Below are 16,608 nucleotides of genomic sequence, written 5' to 3' on the forward strand. Positions count from 1 at the left end.
CATCGCCATGGACCAGTAATTTCTTTTGCACCTCATTCATACGGTTTCTCGCCTCCTGGTGGGTTTGTTTGTTTTGGTCTATTTTCTTTTTACCAGGAGGCTTTTTTATTGGCAACACCTACCTTAATTCATTACAGGAATGCTTGTGTGACAAATATTTTTTTAAAGTGACAAAGAAGATAATAACATTTGCCCGCTTTGCTCTTCCTCCAGTTTTAACACAATTTCCTCTAATAAACTGGTTAAATGACTGTAGGGAGAAACTGCTAACAAACCATTGAATTTATCATGATGTGCAGCTAAATCCAGGGGATTACCGGGGTCCCCCTTGGCAGATTCAATAGCTAAACCTATAGCTTCGCCGCTTTTATTAATAATTTCCACCCGGCAGCTCCACTGTTCCGGGAATTTACGTTCTATTTCCGGATCTACTTCAACATCAACCTTACTGGCCACTGCCAGTAAATCGGGATCACCGATGGTCTGCTCATTGAAATGATTAACCTGTACTGTTCCTTCACGCAAAGCCAGGGCCACCAGGAAGGGCAGGTTGAACTGGGCCATATTCGGGTTTAACGGCGGTAATGGCAGATCATTTTGCTTTTTGGCCACCAGGTAAGTATAAACTTTTATTTTTTGGGCTTCCTTAACTTGTTCCCAGTTCAGATTATGCTTTTTGCTCAACTCAATGGCGGCGCTAATAGCCGGATGCACCGTCCGGCAACAAGCGTATGGTTTAAAGCCGACTTTTAGTATTTCCCAGTTCTCTCCCAGGCCATCCGTTAAGAGATCAGGATGGGGATTGCCGGAAAATGCCCGTAGAAAGCCGCCGTCTTCAGCCTCAAAAATTTTAGTGGCTCCTGTAAAACCCGCCCTGGCCATTAAAGCTGCCAGGGTGCCGCTCCAGGCAGCGCGGCCGGCGTGGAATTTTTTAGTCATGGCGCCATCAGCCGTAAAAGCCCATAATCCCCCGGACTGGGTGCCAGCCGTTCCCAGGGCATTGGCCAGCCAGTACTTATCCAGTCCCAGTAGTTTACCTGCCGCAGCAGCAGCACCAAAAGTCCCGCAGGTAGCTGTGCCGTGCCACCCCTGCAGCCGGTGGGCAGCAGCATCTACAGCCATGGCCACCCGTAACATTACTTCATAGCCGGCGACAATGGCAGTAATAATTTCCCGACCGCTTATCTTCTCATGTTCAGCAATTGCAAGTACAACCGGGATAATAATGGCGCCGCAATGGACCTTGCCTTTTTTATGAAAATCATCAAAATCAAAAGTATGGGCCATACTACTGTTGGCCATAATGGCTGCCCCAAGGGAGGCCGGTTGCTCTTCTCCCCAGATGGTGCTATTGCCCTCCCCTGCCAGCAAGCGCATCGCCTTTATCAGTTTAGCAATATCGGGATGGCGGCAGGCTCCCAAAGCGCAACCCAAAGTATCAAGCAGGCATAGCTTGGCCTTAAAGCGAACTGCATCTGGGAGGTCATTGTAGGAAAGTTCTGCTACAAATTCCGACATTGTTAAGGCGATTGTTGGCATATTTTACACCCCATAATTGGTTATAACATTAGGATATTTATTGTTTAATTCTCCATATCATTGGAAATTCCTGCTTACAGTTTTAAATATCACAGATGGATCACACATTTTTTGATGAAAAGGTTGACAGGAATGGGCACAATATATATAATAAAATCGTAAATATTAACAGTAACCATTACTATTATTAAGGAGGAAATTGGCAATGGCAGAACTGGTCAATGACGTCAAACTGGGTGTAACCAAGGGCACGGTAGTCGAGGACGCCGTCGAGGCCAATTTCAAAGGGGAAACCATGGAGGTTGGCCTGTATCTAGCCATGGCCCGCCAGGCCATGCGGGAAGGTTATCCCGAAGTGGCCCTGGCCCTGGAGAAAATCGCCTGGGAAGAAGCCGAGCACGCCGCCCACTTTGCCGAACTGAATGGCAAAATTAGCGCCAGCACCAAGGAAAACCTGGAAAAGATGCTGGCCGGTGAGCTGGGGGCCAACAAGGGCAAGCGTGAGGCTGCTATCAAGGCCAAGGAAAACAACATCGACCATGCCCACGACTTCTTTGACGAGTCCTCCCGGGACGAAGGCCGCCACGCCCTGGCCCTGGAAGGTCTGCTTAACCGCTACTTCAAGTAAATAGGGCTACGTTACTTTAAAAGGCGTACACACTTAAAGCCGGGGAATGTTCCCCGGCTTTTTAACCTGGATTTGTATTCCGGTGCTTTCAGGAAGACCCGGCGGGAGGAAAACGTATGATAGCAATAAGATAGAGGATTGCTGGTATAATTAGCAAGTAAGCAAAGCCCAGGGGTTGGAGGAAGAAATAAAAGCTTTTCACTTCAAGGTTGTTCCCTGGATGCCGGGCCAGGAAAAAGACCAGGGGCAACTGGTAAAAGGCCAGCAGGCGGTAATCATTTAAATTGACCAGGCGCCCGGCCAGGTAAGCGCTGGCCCAGAGAAGAGCCGCTACCGTAGGAAACGCCAGAATAATCCACAGGGAGATAAAAACCAGGCTGATGCGTTCAATAAAGGTGCCGGCAAACTCGGCCAGCTGGGTAACACTTAACCCCGGAATTAAAGCATACTTAAGGAGCTCAATTCCCAGGACACCCTGGCAGGTGGTCAGGACAGTGATTACGATGACCATTACCACCAGGTAACCCCGGCTGGCAGCCTGCCAGGCTTCCCGGGGTTGCTGCAAGAATGGAACCAGGATTAGAAACAGGCTCATTTCTTCGGCATTGCTAATGCGCCAAAAGGCCAGGCGCAGGACCGGCCAGGGACCTCTGGGTAAGATTGGTAAGAAATTCTCAAAGCGAAAATGGGGCAGGACCAGTAAAAAAAGGATCATAATCAACGGTAAAGTGACTATGATGATAATAATGCAGGCGCGCGCCAGGGGTTCCAGGCCCCGGCTGGCCAGGTAGGCCGCCGCAATAAGTAAAGATAAAAGGATAACTTCGGCCGGCGTGCGCGCCAGCAGGGAATTTTTGATTACATCAGTAGTAACCCGCGTAACGTGGGCCGTCAAAGCAAGCCAGTAAAAAAGTAAACCTAAACTCAGGGGCCAGGCCACCCAACGGCCGGCAATTTGCCGGCTGAAGCCGAAAAAATCCTGCTGGGGAAACTTCATGGCCAGGCGGGTAAGAATGTAGATTGCTCCCAGGCTGAAAAAAGTCTCCAGGGGTGAAACCAGCCACATGTCCACCCCTACCTGATCGGCTATATCTCTGGCGCCGGTTAAGGTCCCAACTTCGATCATTGCGGCTACAATTAAAAAGAAGGCTTCACTGGTACCAATTCTTTCTTGCGATAGCATTTAGCTCACCATACCTGTACGCCTGATGCTTACCTTTACCTGTACCGTAACTGGCAGGCTGGAGTATATTTGCCGCCACTGCCCTTTCATTGCTTCCCACTGGCGCGGCCTAACTTTTTCCACCTTGCGACCAAAGCCCAGTACATCAGCCTGGTACTGTTGCTGTAATTTGCCCAGTACCTGCCTGATACGCTCCTCCATTAATCTGGCCGCCCTGTTTTCCACTTGATGCAGGTCGGCAGCCGCAAACAACTTAGGGTTGCCCATTTTTTCGGCTATTTTGCCTTCAACCTTTATTTTTATAGTAAAACTTAATTTATCTTCTTCCATTAGAGGCTTTACTTCCGCCTGGAGCTTACCAAATTCTACACTTAAAGTTTGCTGTAACTCTGGTACCGGTACTACCAGGATGTCGCAACCTTTAGTTTCCCCGGTGATCCAGAGGGCGGCCTGGGTTTCTTCGGGAGTGAGCCACCCCGCCAGCCGCCCTTCGCGAATTACACCCGCACCGCTAACTTCTAATTCTTGCCGGGGTACCATCTTAACCCCTGCCAGTAAAATATCCTGGCCGGCGTCCAGGGCGGCCAGCACTTCAGCTAAAGAATGCTTGACAAAACGGGAAGTCTTAATGACTTGCTGCATCTGTTCATGTAAAAACAGGCTGACACTGCGGGCAAATTTGGGCCGGGCTTCCATAATATCCCCGGCAGACCCCTCGGCCAGCAGGACATCAATAGCCAGATAGCTTTCCCGGTTGCGGGCCCACCAATCTAATACCGACCTTAAATCACCCCGGCGGGCCAGTTCTTCGCCCATGAGAAGTATTTTTTGGTGGCCAAAGAAAAGGGTCCGCTCCGACCGGGTAGCCGCCTTATTTATGGCCTCGGCAAAGGTAGTTCCCGTTAAAGTTAGACGCCAGGTCGGCATGGTATTCTCGTCTTGCCCTTCGCCACCGCCACCACCGCCCTCACCCCTGGTAACCATGCGGCGCAGGATCGGCATTTCCAGGGTAATTTTCCATGGTTCTGTCACCACCAAACTACCACCGGCAGCAGCCAGGTCAACTGCTGCCCCCAGCACCAGGGCCCGGCGTTCCAGGTCTTTGTTATCCCAGCAACCAGCTGTAATTATTGTTAACAATAATAGAAGTAGGCCGGCCCGGTACAGGCTCCTCCGGTTCATTGCTTTTTCTTCCCCCTACCAATGCGCCTGGCTTCCAGGGGTCTGAGATAAGCGGGGCGCAAGCGCTCCCTGAAAAGGGCGGTCCGGTAAATACTATCTTTAAGATCCGCGGCTGTCCAGGGTGCCCAGGGCTTAAGATAAGGTACACCGAAGCTTTTTAAAGAAACCATGTGGGTAAGGATTAACATCAACCCTAAAATAACGCCATAGAGGCCAAAAACAGCCGCCATGATCATTAAAAAGAAACGCAAGATCCGTAAGGAGATAGCAGCGTCATAACTGGGAACGACAAACCCGGCTATAGCTGTCAGCGCCACAACAATTACCATGGCCGAGCTGACAATACCCGCCTGGACCGCCGCCTGGCCCAAAATAAGCGCCCCCACCACCCCCAGGGTTTCCCCCAGCGGACCCGGCAAGCGGATACCCGCTTCCCGCAACAGCTCCAGGACGCTTTCCATGATAAAGGCTTCGATAATAGTTGGAAAAGGTAGGCCTTCGCGACCGGCGCCGATGGAAATGGCCAGGGAGGTAGGGATCATTTCCGGCGTAAAGGAAACCATGGCAATGTAGAAGGATGGTAGCAGCAGGGCTAGGAAAGAGCCGGAAAAACGCAAAGTGCGAATCAGGACAGCAATAAACCAGCGGTGGTAATGATCTTCCGGGCTATGCATTAAGGAGTTGAAAGTCGCAGGTACAATCAGGGCAAAAGGTGTATTATCGGTTAGAATAACTACCCGCCCTTCCAGAAGGGCGGCGGCAGCTTCATCGGGCCTTTCGGTATTTTGGATCTGGGCAAAGGGCGAATACCATTTATCCTCGATAAACTGCTCGATATAGGCGCTTTCAAGGATACCATCGATATCGATTACGTTGAGGCGCTGCTCCACTTCAGTGATTAACCCAGGGTTAGCTATACCCTCAATGTACATTAAACCAACTGTCGTCTGGCTGCGCCGGCCCAAAAAATAAGTCTTTAATTTAAGCTGAGGGTCCCGCAGGCGGCGCCGTAAGAGGGCCGTATTGGTCCGCAGGCAATCAGAAAAGCCCTCACGAGACCCCCTGATTAAGGCCTCGGTAGGCGGCTCTTCCACCCCCCGGTGTTCCCACCCACAAACCTCAATAGCCAGGGCCCGGTTGACACCATCAAGTAAAAATAAGGCAAAACCGCTCAGGATACAGCGGGCCGCTTCCCGGAAATCAATTATTTCTCGGACATTGGCTACAGTTAAAAGGGAGTCCCTGACCTGGCGGTAAAGTTCATAAGGTGCCCCCGTCAATACCGACATCGCCTGGGGCCCTTCCAGGAGGATTGACTTCATAATCTGATCATTGACTAGATCATTGTTTACCAGCCCGTCGACATAAACAAGAGCCGCCTGATGCCCCATAGCCCCGCCAATTCGCATCCGCCTGAAGACAACATCCTGGCAGGCGGTGAAAATGGCCTGTAACGTTTCTAGATTAACCGCCAGGCTATATTGCAACGGCAGTGCTGCCGCTTGCCCTTCATCGACCAGGGGAACGGCCTTATTCCTATGTCCCAGGTAACGCCAGGATTTATTAGCCATCAGGATTTCTTCTCCTTAAAATGCTATCTTTATCTTGCCTGGAAAAACAGTAAAATATAACCTGGAAAGTCAGCGATACCTGGTTTAGAAAGTTAAGAAAAGTTATAGCAAACTACAGAGAAGTTATAAGGATATTTTCCAGAGCAAAGGAAAAAAGCTACAATTGACTTCACGTGGTTTTTGGGTTATAATAAGTTTTGCTGCCGGGATGTAGCTCAGCTTGGCTTAGAGCGCACGGTTCGGGACCGTGAGGTCGCTGGTTCGAATCCAGTCATCCCGACCATTGTTTTAGAAAGATAAAAGGCCTATCTCAGCAAGAGATGGGCCTTTTTAATTTAGGTCATCACCATTTGAGGCGGCCGACATAAGATATATTGAAACCAATCAAGGAGGGGAAGTTACATGGGCGGCCTGGGAGCTTTAGACAGACGTTTTGCTTTCATCCTTTTCCTGATCCTCATCCTGCTGTTCTTCGGTGACAATTAAAAAAAATGGTCAAGTTTAATCCGGGGCCAGGTCAACCTGGCCCTTTTTTATACCAGTCCGGGGAAAGCAAGCTGGCGCAGGGCTTCGTAAAGGACCAGGGCGACGGTATTGGCTAGATTTAGCGAACGAAGCCCCGGGCGCATGGGAATGCGCAATACCTTCTCCCCTGCCGGCTCCAGGATGGAGGCAGGCAGGCCACGGGTTTCGGGGCCAAAGACGAGAAAGTCTCCCGGACGATAATTGACATCCGTATAATGGCGATGGCCCTTAGTCGAAAGGTAGTAACAAGTGGCTTGGGGGTAGGTTTCCAGGAAAGACTGCCAGCTGTTATGTTCATGGATAGTTACTTCCTCCCAGTAATCCAGGCCGGCGCGCTTCAAGTGCTTTTCATCCAGGCGGAAGCCAAGGGGATGGATTAAATGTAAGACCGTCCCCGTAGCCGCGCAGGTACGGGCAATATTGCCGGTATTCTGGGGGATTTCCGGCTGGTAGAGGACAACGTGCAGTGGCAAGGTAATCTAATCTCCTTTGAAAATGCTCTTTCACTTAAATAAAAGTCAGCCCTCTAATTTTCAGGGTTCACTAGCGGTATCCAGCCCGCGTTGAAGGATTATTCCAAACTAAAGTAACTCCGTATGATAATCCACCAGCTCGATCTCACCTTCAGCCTCCAAAAAGCCCATGACCGCGGCCAGGACCTGGTCGGCATGGCTGCCGGCGGTGCTGACGCAGGCAATGCCCACCTCGGCCTCCTGGTGGCTGTCGTGGCGCCCTACTTCGGCGGCGGCGACGTTAAAGCGGTTGTGCAACCGCGTCAGGACACTCTTCAGCACCCGCCGCTTATCCTTCAGGCTCCTTGCCCCGGCAATACGCAGGGTCGCTGTACTTACCCCTATTACCATTCCCCTCATTCCTTCCCCCTAAATTTTCCCTTTTTACCAGGGTTATTTTTATGTTCCCTCATACCGGCAATGGGTTCACATTTCGGCCCACTTTTGTTATATTTATTATATCTGACCTCCCACTTCCCACTTCTAATTATTTATCTATTTATGGAGAGGAGGAAACTATCTTGGGCCAGAATTTAGTCCAGAAAATAATCAGCCAGCACCTGGTGGCCGGCAAGATGGTACCGGGGGAGGAAGTTGCCATTCGCATCGACCAGACCCTGACCCAGGACGCCACCGGCACCATGGCCTACCTGCAGCTGGAAGCCATGGGCATCCCCCGGGTGCGGACCAAACTTTCCGTCAGCTATGTCGACCATAATACCCTCCAGACCGGCTTTGAAAACGCCGATGACCACCTTTTCCTGCAAAGCATAGCCGCTAAATACGGCATCATCTTTTCCCGTCCCGGCAACGGCATCTGCCACCAGGTTCACCTGGAGCGCTTTGCCGTCCCGGGGACAACTCTCCTGGGTGCTGACAGCCATACACCCACCGCCGGGGGGGTAGGCGCCCTGGCTATAGGCGCCGGCGGTCTGGAGGTCGCCGTGGCCATGGCCGGTGGACCCTTTTATTTTAACATGCCGGCCGTGATCCGTGTCAATTTACACGGCCGTTTATCCCCCTGGGTCAGCGCCAAGGATATTATCCTGGAGGTTTTACGCCGCCTGACGGTAAAAGGCGGGGTGGGTAAAATCATCGAATACGGCGGGGATGGTGTTGCCACCCTTTCCGTACCGGAACGCGCCACCATTACCAATATGGGCGCCGAGCTGGGCGCCACCACCTCCATCTTCCCCAGCGACAAGGTTACCCGGGCCTTCCTGGCCGCCCAGGGACGGGCTGATGACTGGGTAGAATTACTACCGGATGCCGATGCTACCTATGAACAGGTCATTGATATTGACCTGGGAAGCCTGGAACCCCTGGTGGCCAGGCCCCACATGCCGGACAACGTGGCCGCCGTCCGGGAAGTAGGACCCATTAAAGTCAACCAGGTGGCCATCGGTAGCTGTACCAATTCTTCTTATACCGATCTCATGCGCGTGGCGGCTATCCTTAAGGGCCGGCGCGTCCACCCGGATGTTAGCCTGGTCATTGCCCCCGGCTCCCGCCAGGTCTTCCGTATGCTGGCGGATAACGGTGCCCTATCCGACCTGGTCACCGCCGGCGCCCGCATTCTGGAATGCGCCTGCGGCCCCTGCATTGGGATGGGACAGGCCCCGCCTTCGGGTGGTGTCTCGGTGCGTACCTTCAACCGCAACTTCCAGGGCCGCAGCGGTACTGCCGACGCTTTAGTTTACCTGGCCAGCCCTGAGGTTGCTGCCGCGACGGCCATCAATGGATACTTAAGCGATCCCCGGGAACTAGGTGACCCCATCAATATAACTTTACCGGCAAGCTTCCCCGTAGACGATGGCATGTTTATCTTTCCGCCGGAGGATGGTTCGCAGGTGGAGATCCGGCGCGGGCCCAACATCAAACCGCTGCCCTTACCCCAGCCGCCGGAACAGTTAATCGAAGCACCGGTAATCTTAAAGACTGGTGATAATATTACGACTGACCATATTTCACCGGCCGGGGCCAAATACCTGCCCCTGCGTTCCAATATTCCTGCCCTGGCCGAGCACGCCTTCGAGGGAGTGGACCCGACCTTTGCCCGGCGGGCCAAGGAAGCCGGCCAGGGAATAATTGTCGGCGGGCAAAACTACGGCCAGGGCTCCAGCCGCGAGCATGCCGCCCTCTGCCCCATGTGCCTGGGCATCAAGGCCGTCATCGCCAAATCCTTTGCCCGTATCCACCGCAGCAACCTGGTAAATTTTGGCATCCTGCCACTAACCTTTGCCGACCCGGCCGATTATGACCGCATCGCAGCCGGCGACAGATTAACCATTGATTTGCGCGCCGGCCTGGGGCAGGAGGAAATCGCAGTTACCAACGTTACCAGGGGCTTTACCTTTAAAGTCCGCCACGGCCTTTCACCCCGCCAGCAGGCAATCATCCTGGCCGGGGGTCTATTGAACTATACCAGGCAGCAAGCAAAAGGGAACTGACCATAGTGCTTTCATAGCGGAAATGAATAAAGTAGAAATAAAACCACCCGGGAAGGATTAAACCCGGGTGGTTTTGATATGGCCATTATCAGGAAGCCGTAACGTGGCCCCTGACCACGGTTATTGGCCTCTTTTCCCAGCCTGAAGCGATATCTTACCATTACCCGTGGATCAATACCGGCAGGCAGCGGGTGCAGACCCAGGTGCTTTCACCGTGGTGGCGGGCAAAAAGAAGGACGGCCTTGGTTTCATCGGCGCCGCAACGCAGGCAGCGGGGCGATGCGCCTTGAGCCCTTTTGGCCTCCAGGTTCTTTTCTGCGGCCACCGGGTCAAAGGCCGGCGCCTCCCGCTCCTCGATGGTCAGGGCGCCGGTGGGACAGACATTCAGGCAGACCCCGGCGCCATCGCACAGTTCCTCCCGCAGGACTTTGGCCTTGCCGTTAACAATCTCAATGGCCCCCTCGACGCAGGGCGATACGCACAGGCCGCAGCCGGTGCATTTCTCTTCGTCAATACGGACAATCTTGCGTTTCATAAGATCACCTTCTTGGGAGACTTAGATTTTTATCAAGCTGCTTTGCTTACCTATATTTTATCTACTTTACGAAAAGCTCATTGTGATGTCTTGCCCCGGCCATTGTGATCCGCATCACTACAGTAACTACTAACCACACACTGCCGGCATTCGGGACGCCTGGCCCTGCAGACCGCCCGGCCGTGGTGGATTAGCAAGTGGTGGGCTTCACCGCGGGTACCGGGGGGCAGAATAGCCATAAGCTGCTTTTCTGTTTCCAGGACATCACCGGCACGTGCCAGACCCAGGCGGTTGGCCACCCGGAAGACATGGGTGTCGACGGCGATGACATCCCGGCCAAAGGCGTTGCTCAGAACCACATTGGCCACCTTCCGCCCTACCCCGGGGAGGCGCAGGAGGTCTTGCAAATTGTCCGGAACCCGGCCGCCATACTCACTGACCAGAATCCGGCAGGCAGCCACCAGGTGGGCGGCTTTCATCCGGTACAGGCCCAGGCTTTTAATACAGGCGGCCACCTCTTCCGGGTCTGCTGCCGCTAAGGCTGCCGCCGTGGGATAACGCCGGAAAAGCTCCGCTGTCACCTTGTTTACCTGGTCATCGGTGGTCTGGGCCGAGAGGATGGCCGCCACCAGGAGTTCAAAGGCATTGCTGTACTTGAGGCGCGACCGCGCCCCCGGGTAAGCAACCCGCAAAGCCTCCAGAATTGCTTCTACTCTACCCTTTTGCATAACCACTTTCTCCTTGATAAAAAATAGTTACAAACGAAAGGAGGAAGCCGCAATGCTCAGCGCGGAAGTAAGCCTTTACCCCCAGAAAACAATCCGGGCCAGCGAAATTATCAATGACGCTATCCAGTCCCTGGCCCAGCAGGGCGTTAGCTACAATGTCGGCCCCCTCAGCACCGAAATCCACGGTACCGAAGAACAGGTCTGGACCGGTATCCGCTCCCTTTTCGACCGGGCCAGTTCAGCAGGCGAAGTCAGCATGGTCGTTACCCTTTCCAATGCGGCCAGCGAAGATTAACATAGCTTCCGGAATCAAAAAGCCGGTGTATATCATATACAGCCGGCTTTTTGATATTCTTAGCAGGGTTATTTCTATTTACCGCCAGGTCCAGCCTCCAGGATGCCGGCCGGGACGTCCTTGAATTTGGCAAAGTTCTCCCTGAAGAGGCCGGCCAGCTTGCGAGCCATGGCATCATATTTTTCCGGTTCCCCCCAGGTATTGCGGGGATTGAGAATTTCCGCCGGGACCCCGGGGCAGGCTTTAGGTACCAGGAAACCGAATACAGGGTCGGGGGTAAATTCCACCTCATCCAGCTCACCGTTTAAAGCCGCCCGGACCATGGCCCGGGTGTAGGGCAGGCTCATGCGCCGGCCGGTGCCGTAGGGCCCACCCGTCCAGCCGGTATTGACCAGGTAGACGCTGGCGTTATGCCTGGCTATCCTTTCCCCCAGAAGGTTGGCGTAAACCATGGGCGACCGGGGCAGGAAGGGTGCCCCGAAACAGGTGGAAAAGGTCGCCTGGGGCTCGGTAATCCCCCGCTCGGTACCGGCCAGCTTGCTGGTATAACCGGACAGGAAATGGTACATGGCCTGTTCCCGGGTGAGTTTGGCTATGGGCGGCATAACGCCAAAGGCGTCAGCGGTGAGGAAAACTACCGTCCGGGGATGGCCGCCCACCCCCGGGATGACGGCGTTGGGGATGAAATCTACCGGGTAGGCGACGCGGGTGTTTTCCGTCAGGGCGTCGCTGTCGTAGTCAATGGTCCGGCAATCGGGGTCTACAACAACATTCTCCAGGACGCTGCCGAAACGGATGGCATTCCAGATCTGGGGTTCATGCTCGGCGGAAAGCTTGATGCACTTGGCATAGCAACCGCCTTCAAAGTTAAAAATGCCCTTGTCCGACCAGCCATGCTCATCGTCGCCAATAAGGAAGCGTTCCGGATCGGCCGACAAGGTAGTCTTGCCGGTGCCGGAAAGGCCGAAGAAAAGGGCCGTATCGCCTGCCGGGCCCATGTTGGCCGAGCAGTGCATGGGGCAAACACCCTGAGCTGGTAACAAGTAGTTCATAACGGTAAAGATGGATTTTTTCATCTCGCCGGCGTAGGAGGTACCGCCGATGATAACCAGGCGCCGGTCAAAGTTGAGGACAATAAAGGCCTCGGAACGGGTGCCGTCAAGTTCCGGAATGGCCTTAAAACCTGGGGCACAGATAACGGTAAACTGGGGTTCATGCCCGGCCAGTTCGGCCGCCGTCGGCCGGATAAAAAGCTGGTGGACAAACAGGTTCTGCCAGGCATACTGGTTGACAATCCTGATGGGCATGCGGTAGGCAGGATCGGCCCCGACAAAACCGTCAAAAACGAAGAGATCCCTTCCCTGGAGGTAGGCCGTCAGGCGGCTGTATAGGCGTTCAAAGGTCGCCTCGCTCACAGGCTGGTTGACGGTACCCCAGCTGATGCTGTCGTGGACGGTGGGAGTGTCCACGATAAACCTATCGTTAGGGGAACGGCCAGTATACTTGCCTGTATTCACGCTTAATGCCCCATTGGGAGCCAGGAGGCCTTCTCCGCGGGCTAGAGCTATTTCAACCAGCCGGGCCACCGGCAGGTTACGGTAAACAGTACCGGGATTAATGAGACCTAATCGCTCTAAACCATAAGTATTACCCATAAGCTCTCCCTTCCTTCTCCCTCTATATGATCTATAGCAATATATCACAAGGACTGAAGGAAGGTCAACAGAATCCCGGCATGTATACTGTACACCTGAATAAAGGTAAAATCACACCTGCTGTTTACGCATCCGCAGGGATTTAGGTGTAACTTCTAGCAATTCATCGGCAGCAATGAACTCCAGGCACTGCTCCAGGCTCATTTCCCGGGGCGGTACCAGTTTCACCGCAATATCGGCGGTAGAACTGCGGATGTTGGTAAGCTGCTTTTTCTTGCAGACGTTGATCATCAGGTCACCCGGGCGGGAGTGCTCGCCGACAATCATCCCCCGGTATACGGGTACTCCCGGCCCGACAAATAACTCACCCCGCTCCTGGGCGTTTTCCAGGCCGAAACTCGTCGTTTCGCCGGTTTCAAAGGCTACCAGGGAACCCCGGGTACGGGTAACTATTTCCCCGGTATAGGGCGCGTAATGGTGAAAGGCATGGTACATTATACCCAAACCCCTGGTAACCGTAAGGAATTCGGAGCGGAAGCCAAAAAGCCCTCGCGTGGGGATATAAAAGGTCAGGCGTACCTGGCCGTCTCCCTTATTTTCCATATTAACCATCTCGCTCTTGCGGGGGCCCAGGCACTCAATAACAGCACCCACATAAGTTTCCGGCACTTCCACTACCAGTTCCTCAATGGGCTCACACTTTACCCCGTCAATTTCCTTAATGATGGCCCGTGGACGGGATACCTCAAACTCATAGCCTTCCCGGCGCATGGTTTCAATCAAAATGGCCAGGTGTAATTCCCCCCGGCCGGAAACTATCAAGGCTTCGGGGGAATCTGTCTCCTCCACCTTAAGGCTGACATCCGACCCGGCTTCCCGGAAAAGGCGCTCCCGGAGCTTGCGAGAGGTTACATACTCCCCTTCCCGGCCGGCAAAGGGGCTTTTATTGACCATAAAAGTCATGGCCACCGTGGGCTCATCAATTTGCACAAAGTCCAGAGGCCGGGGGTCTTCGGGGGAAGTAATGGTATTGGCCACATTGATGTCTTCCAGGCCGCTGACGACTACAATCTCCCCTGCAGATGCTTCCTCAACGGCAACCTTCTTCAGCCCGTTAAAAACATGGAGGGCCGCCACCTGGCCTTTAATCATACTGCCGTCGGCCCGGATTATAGCTACATCCTGTTTGGCGCGGATGGTGCCGTTATGCACCCGGCCGATGGCCTGGCGGCCGACATAGGGGTCATAATCAATGATGCTCACCCCGACCTGCAAGGCTGCCGCCGGGTCACCGGAAGGGGCCGGAATATGCTGGATAATAGTATCAAAGAGGGGCTGCAGATCTTCTCCCGGCCGGCCGGGGTCCAGGGTGGCCGTCCCCTGGCGGGCTACCGTATAGACCACCGGGAAGTCCAGTTGCTCCTCGGTTGCTCCCAGGTCGATGAAGAGGTCCAGCACCTCATCGACCACCTCCGCCGGCCGGGCATTGGGCCGGTCCATTTTATTGATGACCACAATGGGCTGCAGGCCTACCCCCAAGGCCTTCTTCAAAACAAAGCGCGTCTGGGGCATGGGCCCTTCAAAGGCGTCAACCAGGAGCAGGGCCCCGTCCACCATCTGGACGATGCGCTCCACCTCACCGCCAAAGTCGGCATGTCCCGGGGTATCGACAATGTTCAACTTATAACCTCGATAAAAAACAGCCGTATTTTTGGCCATGATGGTGATGCCGCGTTCCCGTTCCAGATCGTTGCGGTCCAGGATGCGCTCCTGGACCACCTGCTTTTCATGAAATATACCGCTCTGCTTGAGCATGCCATCGACCAGGGTCGTCTTGCCGTGGTCGACGTGGGCGATTATCGCCAGGTTGCGGATCTTTTGCCGGTCCATAAGGGTCCTTCCGTTCCTCTTTTTTTGCCGAATAGAGTATAACGCAAGGAGCGGGACCATGCAAGGGGCCAGGCTACTGGAGATAGTACCGCAGGGTCAGGAGCAGAATGCCGGCTTCGGCGGCGTGGTAGGGCCAGGGGTGACCCCGGGCGATAATATTCTCCTCCAGCCCTTCCACATACTGGCGCACCCGCCAGCGGTCCTCCATCAGGGCGGCGGCGTACACAACTAGGGTGGTAATGAAATTCTCCGGCGCCGTCTGCCGGTACCAGTGGGGATAATTACGCAGGAAATTGGCGTACAGGCGCCGGGCAGCCTCTTCCCGGGGCGACAGGACGCCGGTTATAATGGGAAACAGCTGCGCCAGGGCATCCGGGTACCACTTTTTCCAGTTGGGCCGCCGGCGTAGGCCGGCGCGGTAAATAGCGGGGCAGTAGCCGCCATCGAGAAGCATTTTAGCCTGGATGGCATCTTTTACTCTTGCGGCCAGGGCTGCATATCTACCGGCTTCTTGGGCGTACTTACTGACCTTTTTCTCCCCCTCCGCCCCCAGGTGTCCGTTTGGCATCCGTGCTTCTCCGGCGTACCCCCTGACGCGCGCCAGCAGCCAGGCGTAATCTTTTAACCCCTGATAGACCTCACAGTTGTCCATCAGGTATTTAACCTTCCAATCCGGCCGCGCCAGGGTAAGGTTATCCTTTTGCAAGGTTGCCAGCATCGCCCCGGCTACCAGTTCGAGCTCCGGCAGGTGGTACGCGACCCACTCCCTGTCGCCGCTGGCTTCACAATAGCACCGCACCAGGGTGAGGAAGGTGGCACTGTAGGAATCGGAGGAGTCATAGCTCAAGGCAGGTATCTCCGTCCCACTCTCGTCCAGGTAATAATCGTAGACGGTACCCGTAATGCCATAGCGGTCCGGCCTTTCCAGGTGGGCCAGGTACCAATCCAGGTAGGCCCGCACCCGCGGAAGGCTAAAGCCCCAGGTCGCCAGGCCGTAGAGGGCCAGGTGGGCAAAATAGGGGACAATCTTCGGCCGGCCAGGGTAAGCAGTAACCACTGCCCCGCTGGGAAGTTGCTGAGCAAGGATCCAGCCGGCCTCCTGGCGGATAATAGCTTCCATAAAAACACCCCCACCATATGTTATGGCGGGGGTGGCGCTTATAACATTGAAGCCAACCCTAAATTCTGGATAATGGCTTCAACTTCATCCCAGAACTCTGTCAAGCTCACTTCCCTGGCCCCTTCAGGGCTAAGGTCGTGACTCGATGGTTTCTCTATAGTATGCCGGTGCCATTTACCGTTAATTTTATCCCGGCCATATAACCTAATACGCCCCAAAATCAGAGCAAAATTGGTTGTATCATATTTGTCATTGCGATATACTTGGACAAATAAATCCTCATTAATCTGCAAGCGAAATTTACATACCTGGTAACCCCGCTCCATAATGATTAGTTTACTAATTGCGCGTGTTCTAGCAATAGTCTCCGCTTCCTGAAGCAAAGCCATCCAATTATTCATGTTTACTCAGCCTAGCCAGTTCACTACGTAGTTCCCCTAACCTCGTTTCAGCCAGTTCCCAGTCAAAATAATCCTGCTCAACTTCCCAATCTCCTTGTGGTAATGATTGTCGGAAGGTCTTAAAATCGGTACCATATTTTTTTTGGAAAGTAGTGCTTATTACTTCATATTTACGGATATCACTCAGTACTTTTTGCCGGAGCAATTTCCGTAAACTTTCATTAGGTTCTTGGGCTGGCTCTAAACGAATTAAGGTCTCAAGTAACTCTTTGCTAACAGACATCCCGGGGTGCCCCCTTTCTCTGAAACTATTCTAACATCAATTCCATATACTGTCAAAGCCCGGTTTATTTCTACATTACTGACGTAAATCCCCGCCCGGCATGAGTACCGG

16 protein-coding genes and 1 tRNA gene are annotated in these 16,608 nt (G+C 53.8%); 4 read left to right on the plus strand and 13 right to left on the minus strand.

Annotation, left to right across the window (positions count from 1 at the left end):
- Positions 1-162: 162 nt before the first annotated feature.
- On the minus strand, positions 163-1,539 hold the full coding sequence (locus MOMUL_RS12430) for an MmgE/PrpD family protein (protein ID WP_064774421.1): 1,377 nt from the start codon (positions 1,537-1,539) through the stop codon (positions 163-165).
- A gap of 205 nt (positions 1,540-1,744) precedes the next feature.
- Here MOMUL_RS12430 and MOMUL_RS12435 point away from each other — a divergent pair, with 205 nt between their 5' ends.
- A complete protein-coding gene (locus tag MOMUL_RS12435; RefSeq protein WP_062285307.1) occupies positions 1,745-2,167 on the plus strand; it encodes a ferritin-like domain-containing protein in 423 nt (140 codons plus the stop codon).
- Positions 2,168-2,255: 88 nt separating this feature from the next.
- On the opposite strand, the gene MOMUL_RS12440 is transcribed toward MOMUL_RS12435, so the two are convergent.
- The 3 genes from MOMUL_RS12440 to MOMUL_RS12450 are packed head-to-tail and all read right to left on the minus strand — an operon-like array spanning position 2,256 to position 6,103.
- Positions 2,256-3,350 (minus strand): GerAB/ArcD/ProY family transporter, encoded by a 1,095-nt coding sequence (locus MOMUL_RS12440; RefSeq protein WP_062285308.1) that lies wholly within the window; start codon positions 3,348-3,350, stop codon positions 2,256-2,258.
- The gene (locus MOMUL_RS12445; protein WP_062285309.1) at positions 3,351-4,532 is read right to left on the minus strand and encodes a Ger(x)C family spore germination protein; all 1,182 of its coding nucleotides are present in this window, start codon (positions 4,530-4,532) and stop codon (positions 3,351-3,353) included.
- A complete protein-coding gene (locus tag MOMUL_RS12450) occupies positions 4,529-6,103 on the minus strand; it encodes a spore germination protein (RefSeq protein WP_062285310.1) in 1,575 nt (524 codons plus the stop codon). Before MOMUL_RS12450 ends, MOMUL_RS12445 begins: the two co-directional genes overlap by 4 nt.
- 204 nt (positions 6,104-6,307) lie before the next feature.
- Here MOMUL_RS12450 and MOMUL_RS12455 point away from each other — a divergent pair.
- Positions 6,308-6,386 (plus strand) — tRNA-Pro (locus tag MOMUL_RS12455).
- A 250-nt stretch (positions 6,387-6,636) separates the two neighbouring features.
- Here the strand turns inward: MOMUL_RS12455 and trmL are convergent.
- Together trmL and MOMUL_RS12465 are read right to left on the minus strand one after the other, a co-directional pair.
- Complete coding sequence (gene trmL, locus MOMUL_RS12460; RefSeq protein WP_062285311.1) at positions 6,637-7,101, minus strand: tRNA (uridine(34)/cytosine(34)/5-carboxymethylaminomethyluridine(34)-2'-O)-methyltransferase TrmL; 465 nt, start codon at positions 7,099-7,101, stop codon at positions 6,637-6,639.
- Positions 7,102-7,209: 108 nt separating this feature from the next.
- Complete coding sequence (locus MOMUL_RS12465; RefSeq protein WP_084785640.1) at positions 7,210-7,500, minus strand: DUF503 domain-containing protein; 291 nt, start codon at positions 7,498-7,500, stop codon at positions 7,210-7,212.
- A 161-nt stretch (positions 7,501-7,661) separates the two neighbouring features.
- Between MOMUL_RS12465 and MOMUL_RS12470 the strand changes: the two genes are divergently transcribed.
- The gene (locus MOMUL_RS12470) at positions 7,662-9,590 is read left to right on the plus strand and encodes an aconitate hydratase (RefSeq protein ID WP_062285312.1); all 1,929 of its coding nucleotides are present in this window, start codon (positions 7,662-7,664) and stop codon (positions 9,588-9,590) included.
- A 160-nt stretch (positions 9,591-9,750) separates the two neighbouring features.
- Here the strand turns inward: MOMUL_RS12470 and MOMUL_RS12475 are convergent, their stop codons facing one another.
- Both MOMUL_RS12475 and nth read right to left on the minus strand, forming a co-directional pair.
- A complete protein-coding gene (locus MOMUL_RS12475; RefSeq protein ID WP_062285313.1) occupies positions 9,751-10,125 on the minus strand; it encodes an ATP-binding protein in 375 nt (124 codons plus the stop codon).
- Between the two features lie 77 nt (positions 10,126-10,202).
- Entirely contained in the window at positions 10,203-10,853 is a 651-nt protein-coding gene (gene nth, locus MOMUL_RS12480; RefSeq protein ID WP_062285314.1) for an endonuclease III, read from the minus strand.
- 52 nt (positions 10,854-10,905) lie between these two features.
- On the opposite strand from nth, the gene MOMUL_RS12485 reads away from it, so the two are divergent.
- Entirely contained in the window at positions 10,906-11,148 is a 243-nt protein-coding gene (locus MOMUL_RS12485) for a thiamine-binding protein (RefSeq protein ID WP_062285315.1), read from the plus strand.
- Positions 11,149-11,222: 74 nt separating this feature from the next.
- Here MOMUL_RS12485 and pckA read toward each other — a convergent pair whose 3' ends face one another.
- The 5 genes from pckA to MOMUL_RS12510 form a co-directional block, all read right to left on the minus strand.
- Positions 11,223-12,803, minus strand: coding sequence for a phosphoenolpyruvate carboxykinase (ATP) (gene pckA / locus MOMUL_RS12490; protein WP_062285316.1), 1,581 nt, complete (start codon positions 12,801-12,803; stop codon positions 11,223-11,225).
- Between the two features lie 111 nt (positions 12,804-12,914).
- Positions 12,915-14,693, minus strand: coding sequence for a translational GTPase TypA (typA, locus tag MOMUL_RS12495; RefSeq protein ID WP_062285317.1), 1,779 nt, complete (start codon positions 14,691-14,693; stop codon positions 12,915-12,917).
- A gap of 73 nt (positions 14,694-14,766) precedes the next feature.
- The gene (locus MOMUL_RS12500; protein ID WP_062285318.1) at positions 14,767-15,813 is read right to left on the minus strand and encodes a hypothetical protein; all 1,047 of its coding nucleotides are present in this window, start codon (positions 15,811-15,813) and stop codon (positions 14,767-14,769) included.
- Positions 15,814-15,851: 38 nt separating this feature from the next.
- Entirely contained in the window at positions 15,852-16,202 is a 351-nt protein-coding gene (locus MOMUL_RS12505) for a glycosyl hydrolase 43 family protein (protein WP_161485017.1), read from the minus strand.
- 4 nt (positions 16,203-16,206) lie between these two features.
- Positions 16,207-16,497 carry a hypothetical protein gene (locus MOMUL_RS12510; protein ID WP_062285320.1) on the minus strand — a complete coding sequence of 97 codons (291 nt, stop codon included), beginning with the start codon at positions 16,495-16,497 and terminating at the stop codon, positions 16,207-16,209.
- Positions 16,498-16,608: the final 111 nt, after the last annotated feature.

It is taken from the genome of Moorella mulderi DSM 14980 (assembly GCF_001594015.1).
Taxonomy (GTDB): domain Bacteria; phylum Bacillota; class DSM-521; order Neomoorellales; family Neomoorellaceae; genus Neomoorella; species Neomoorella mulderi.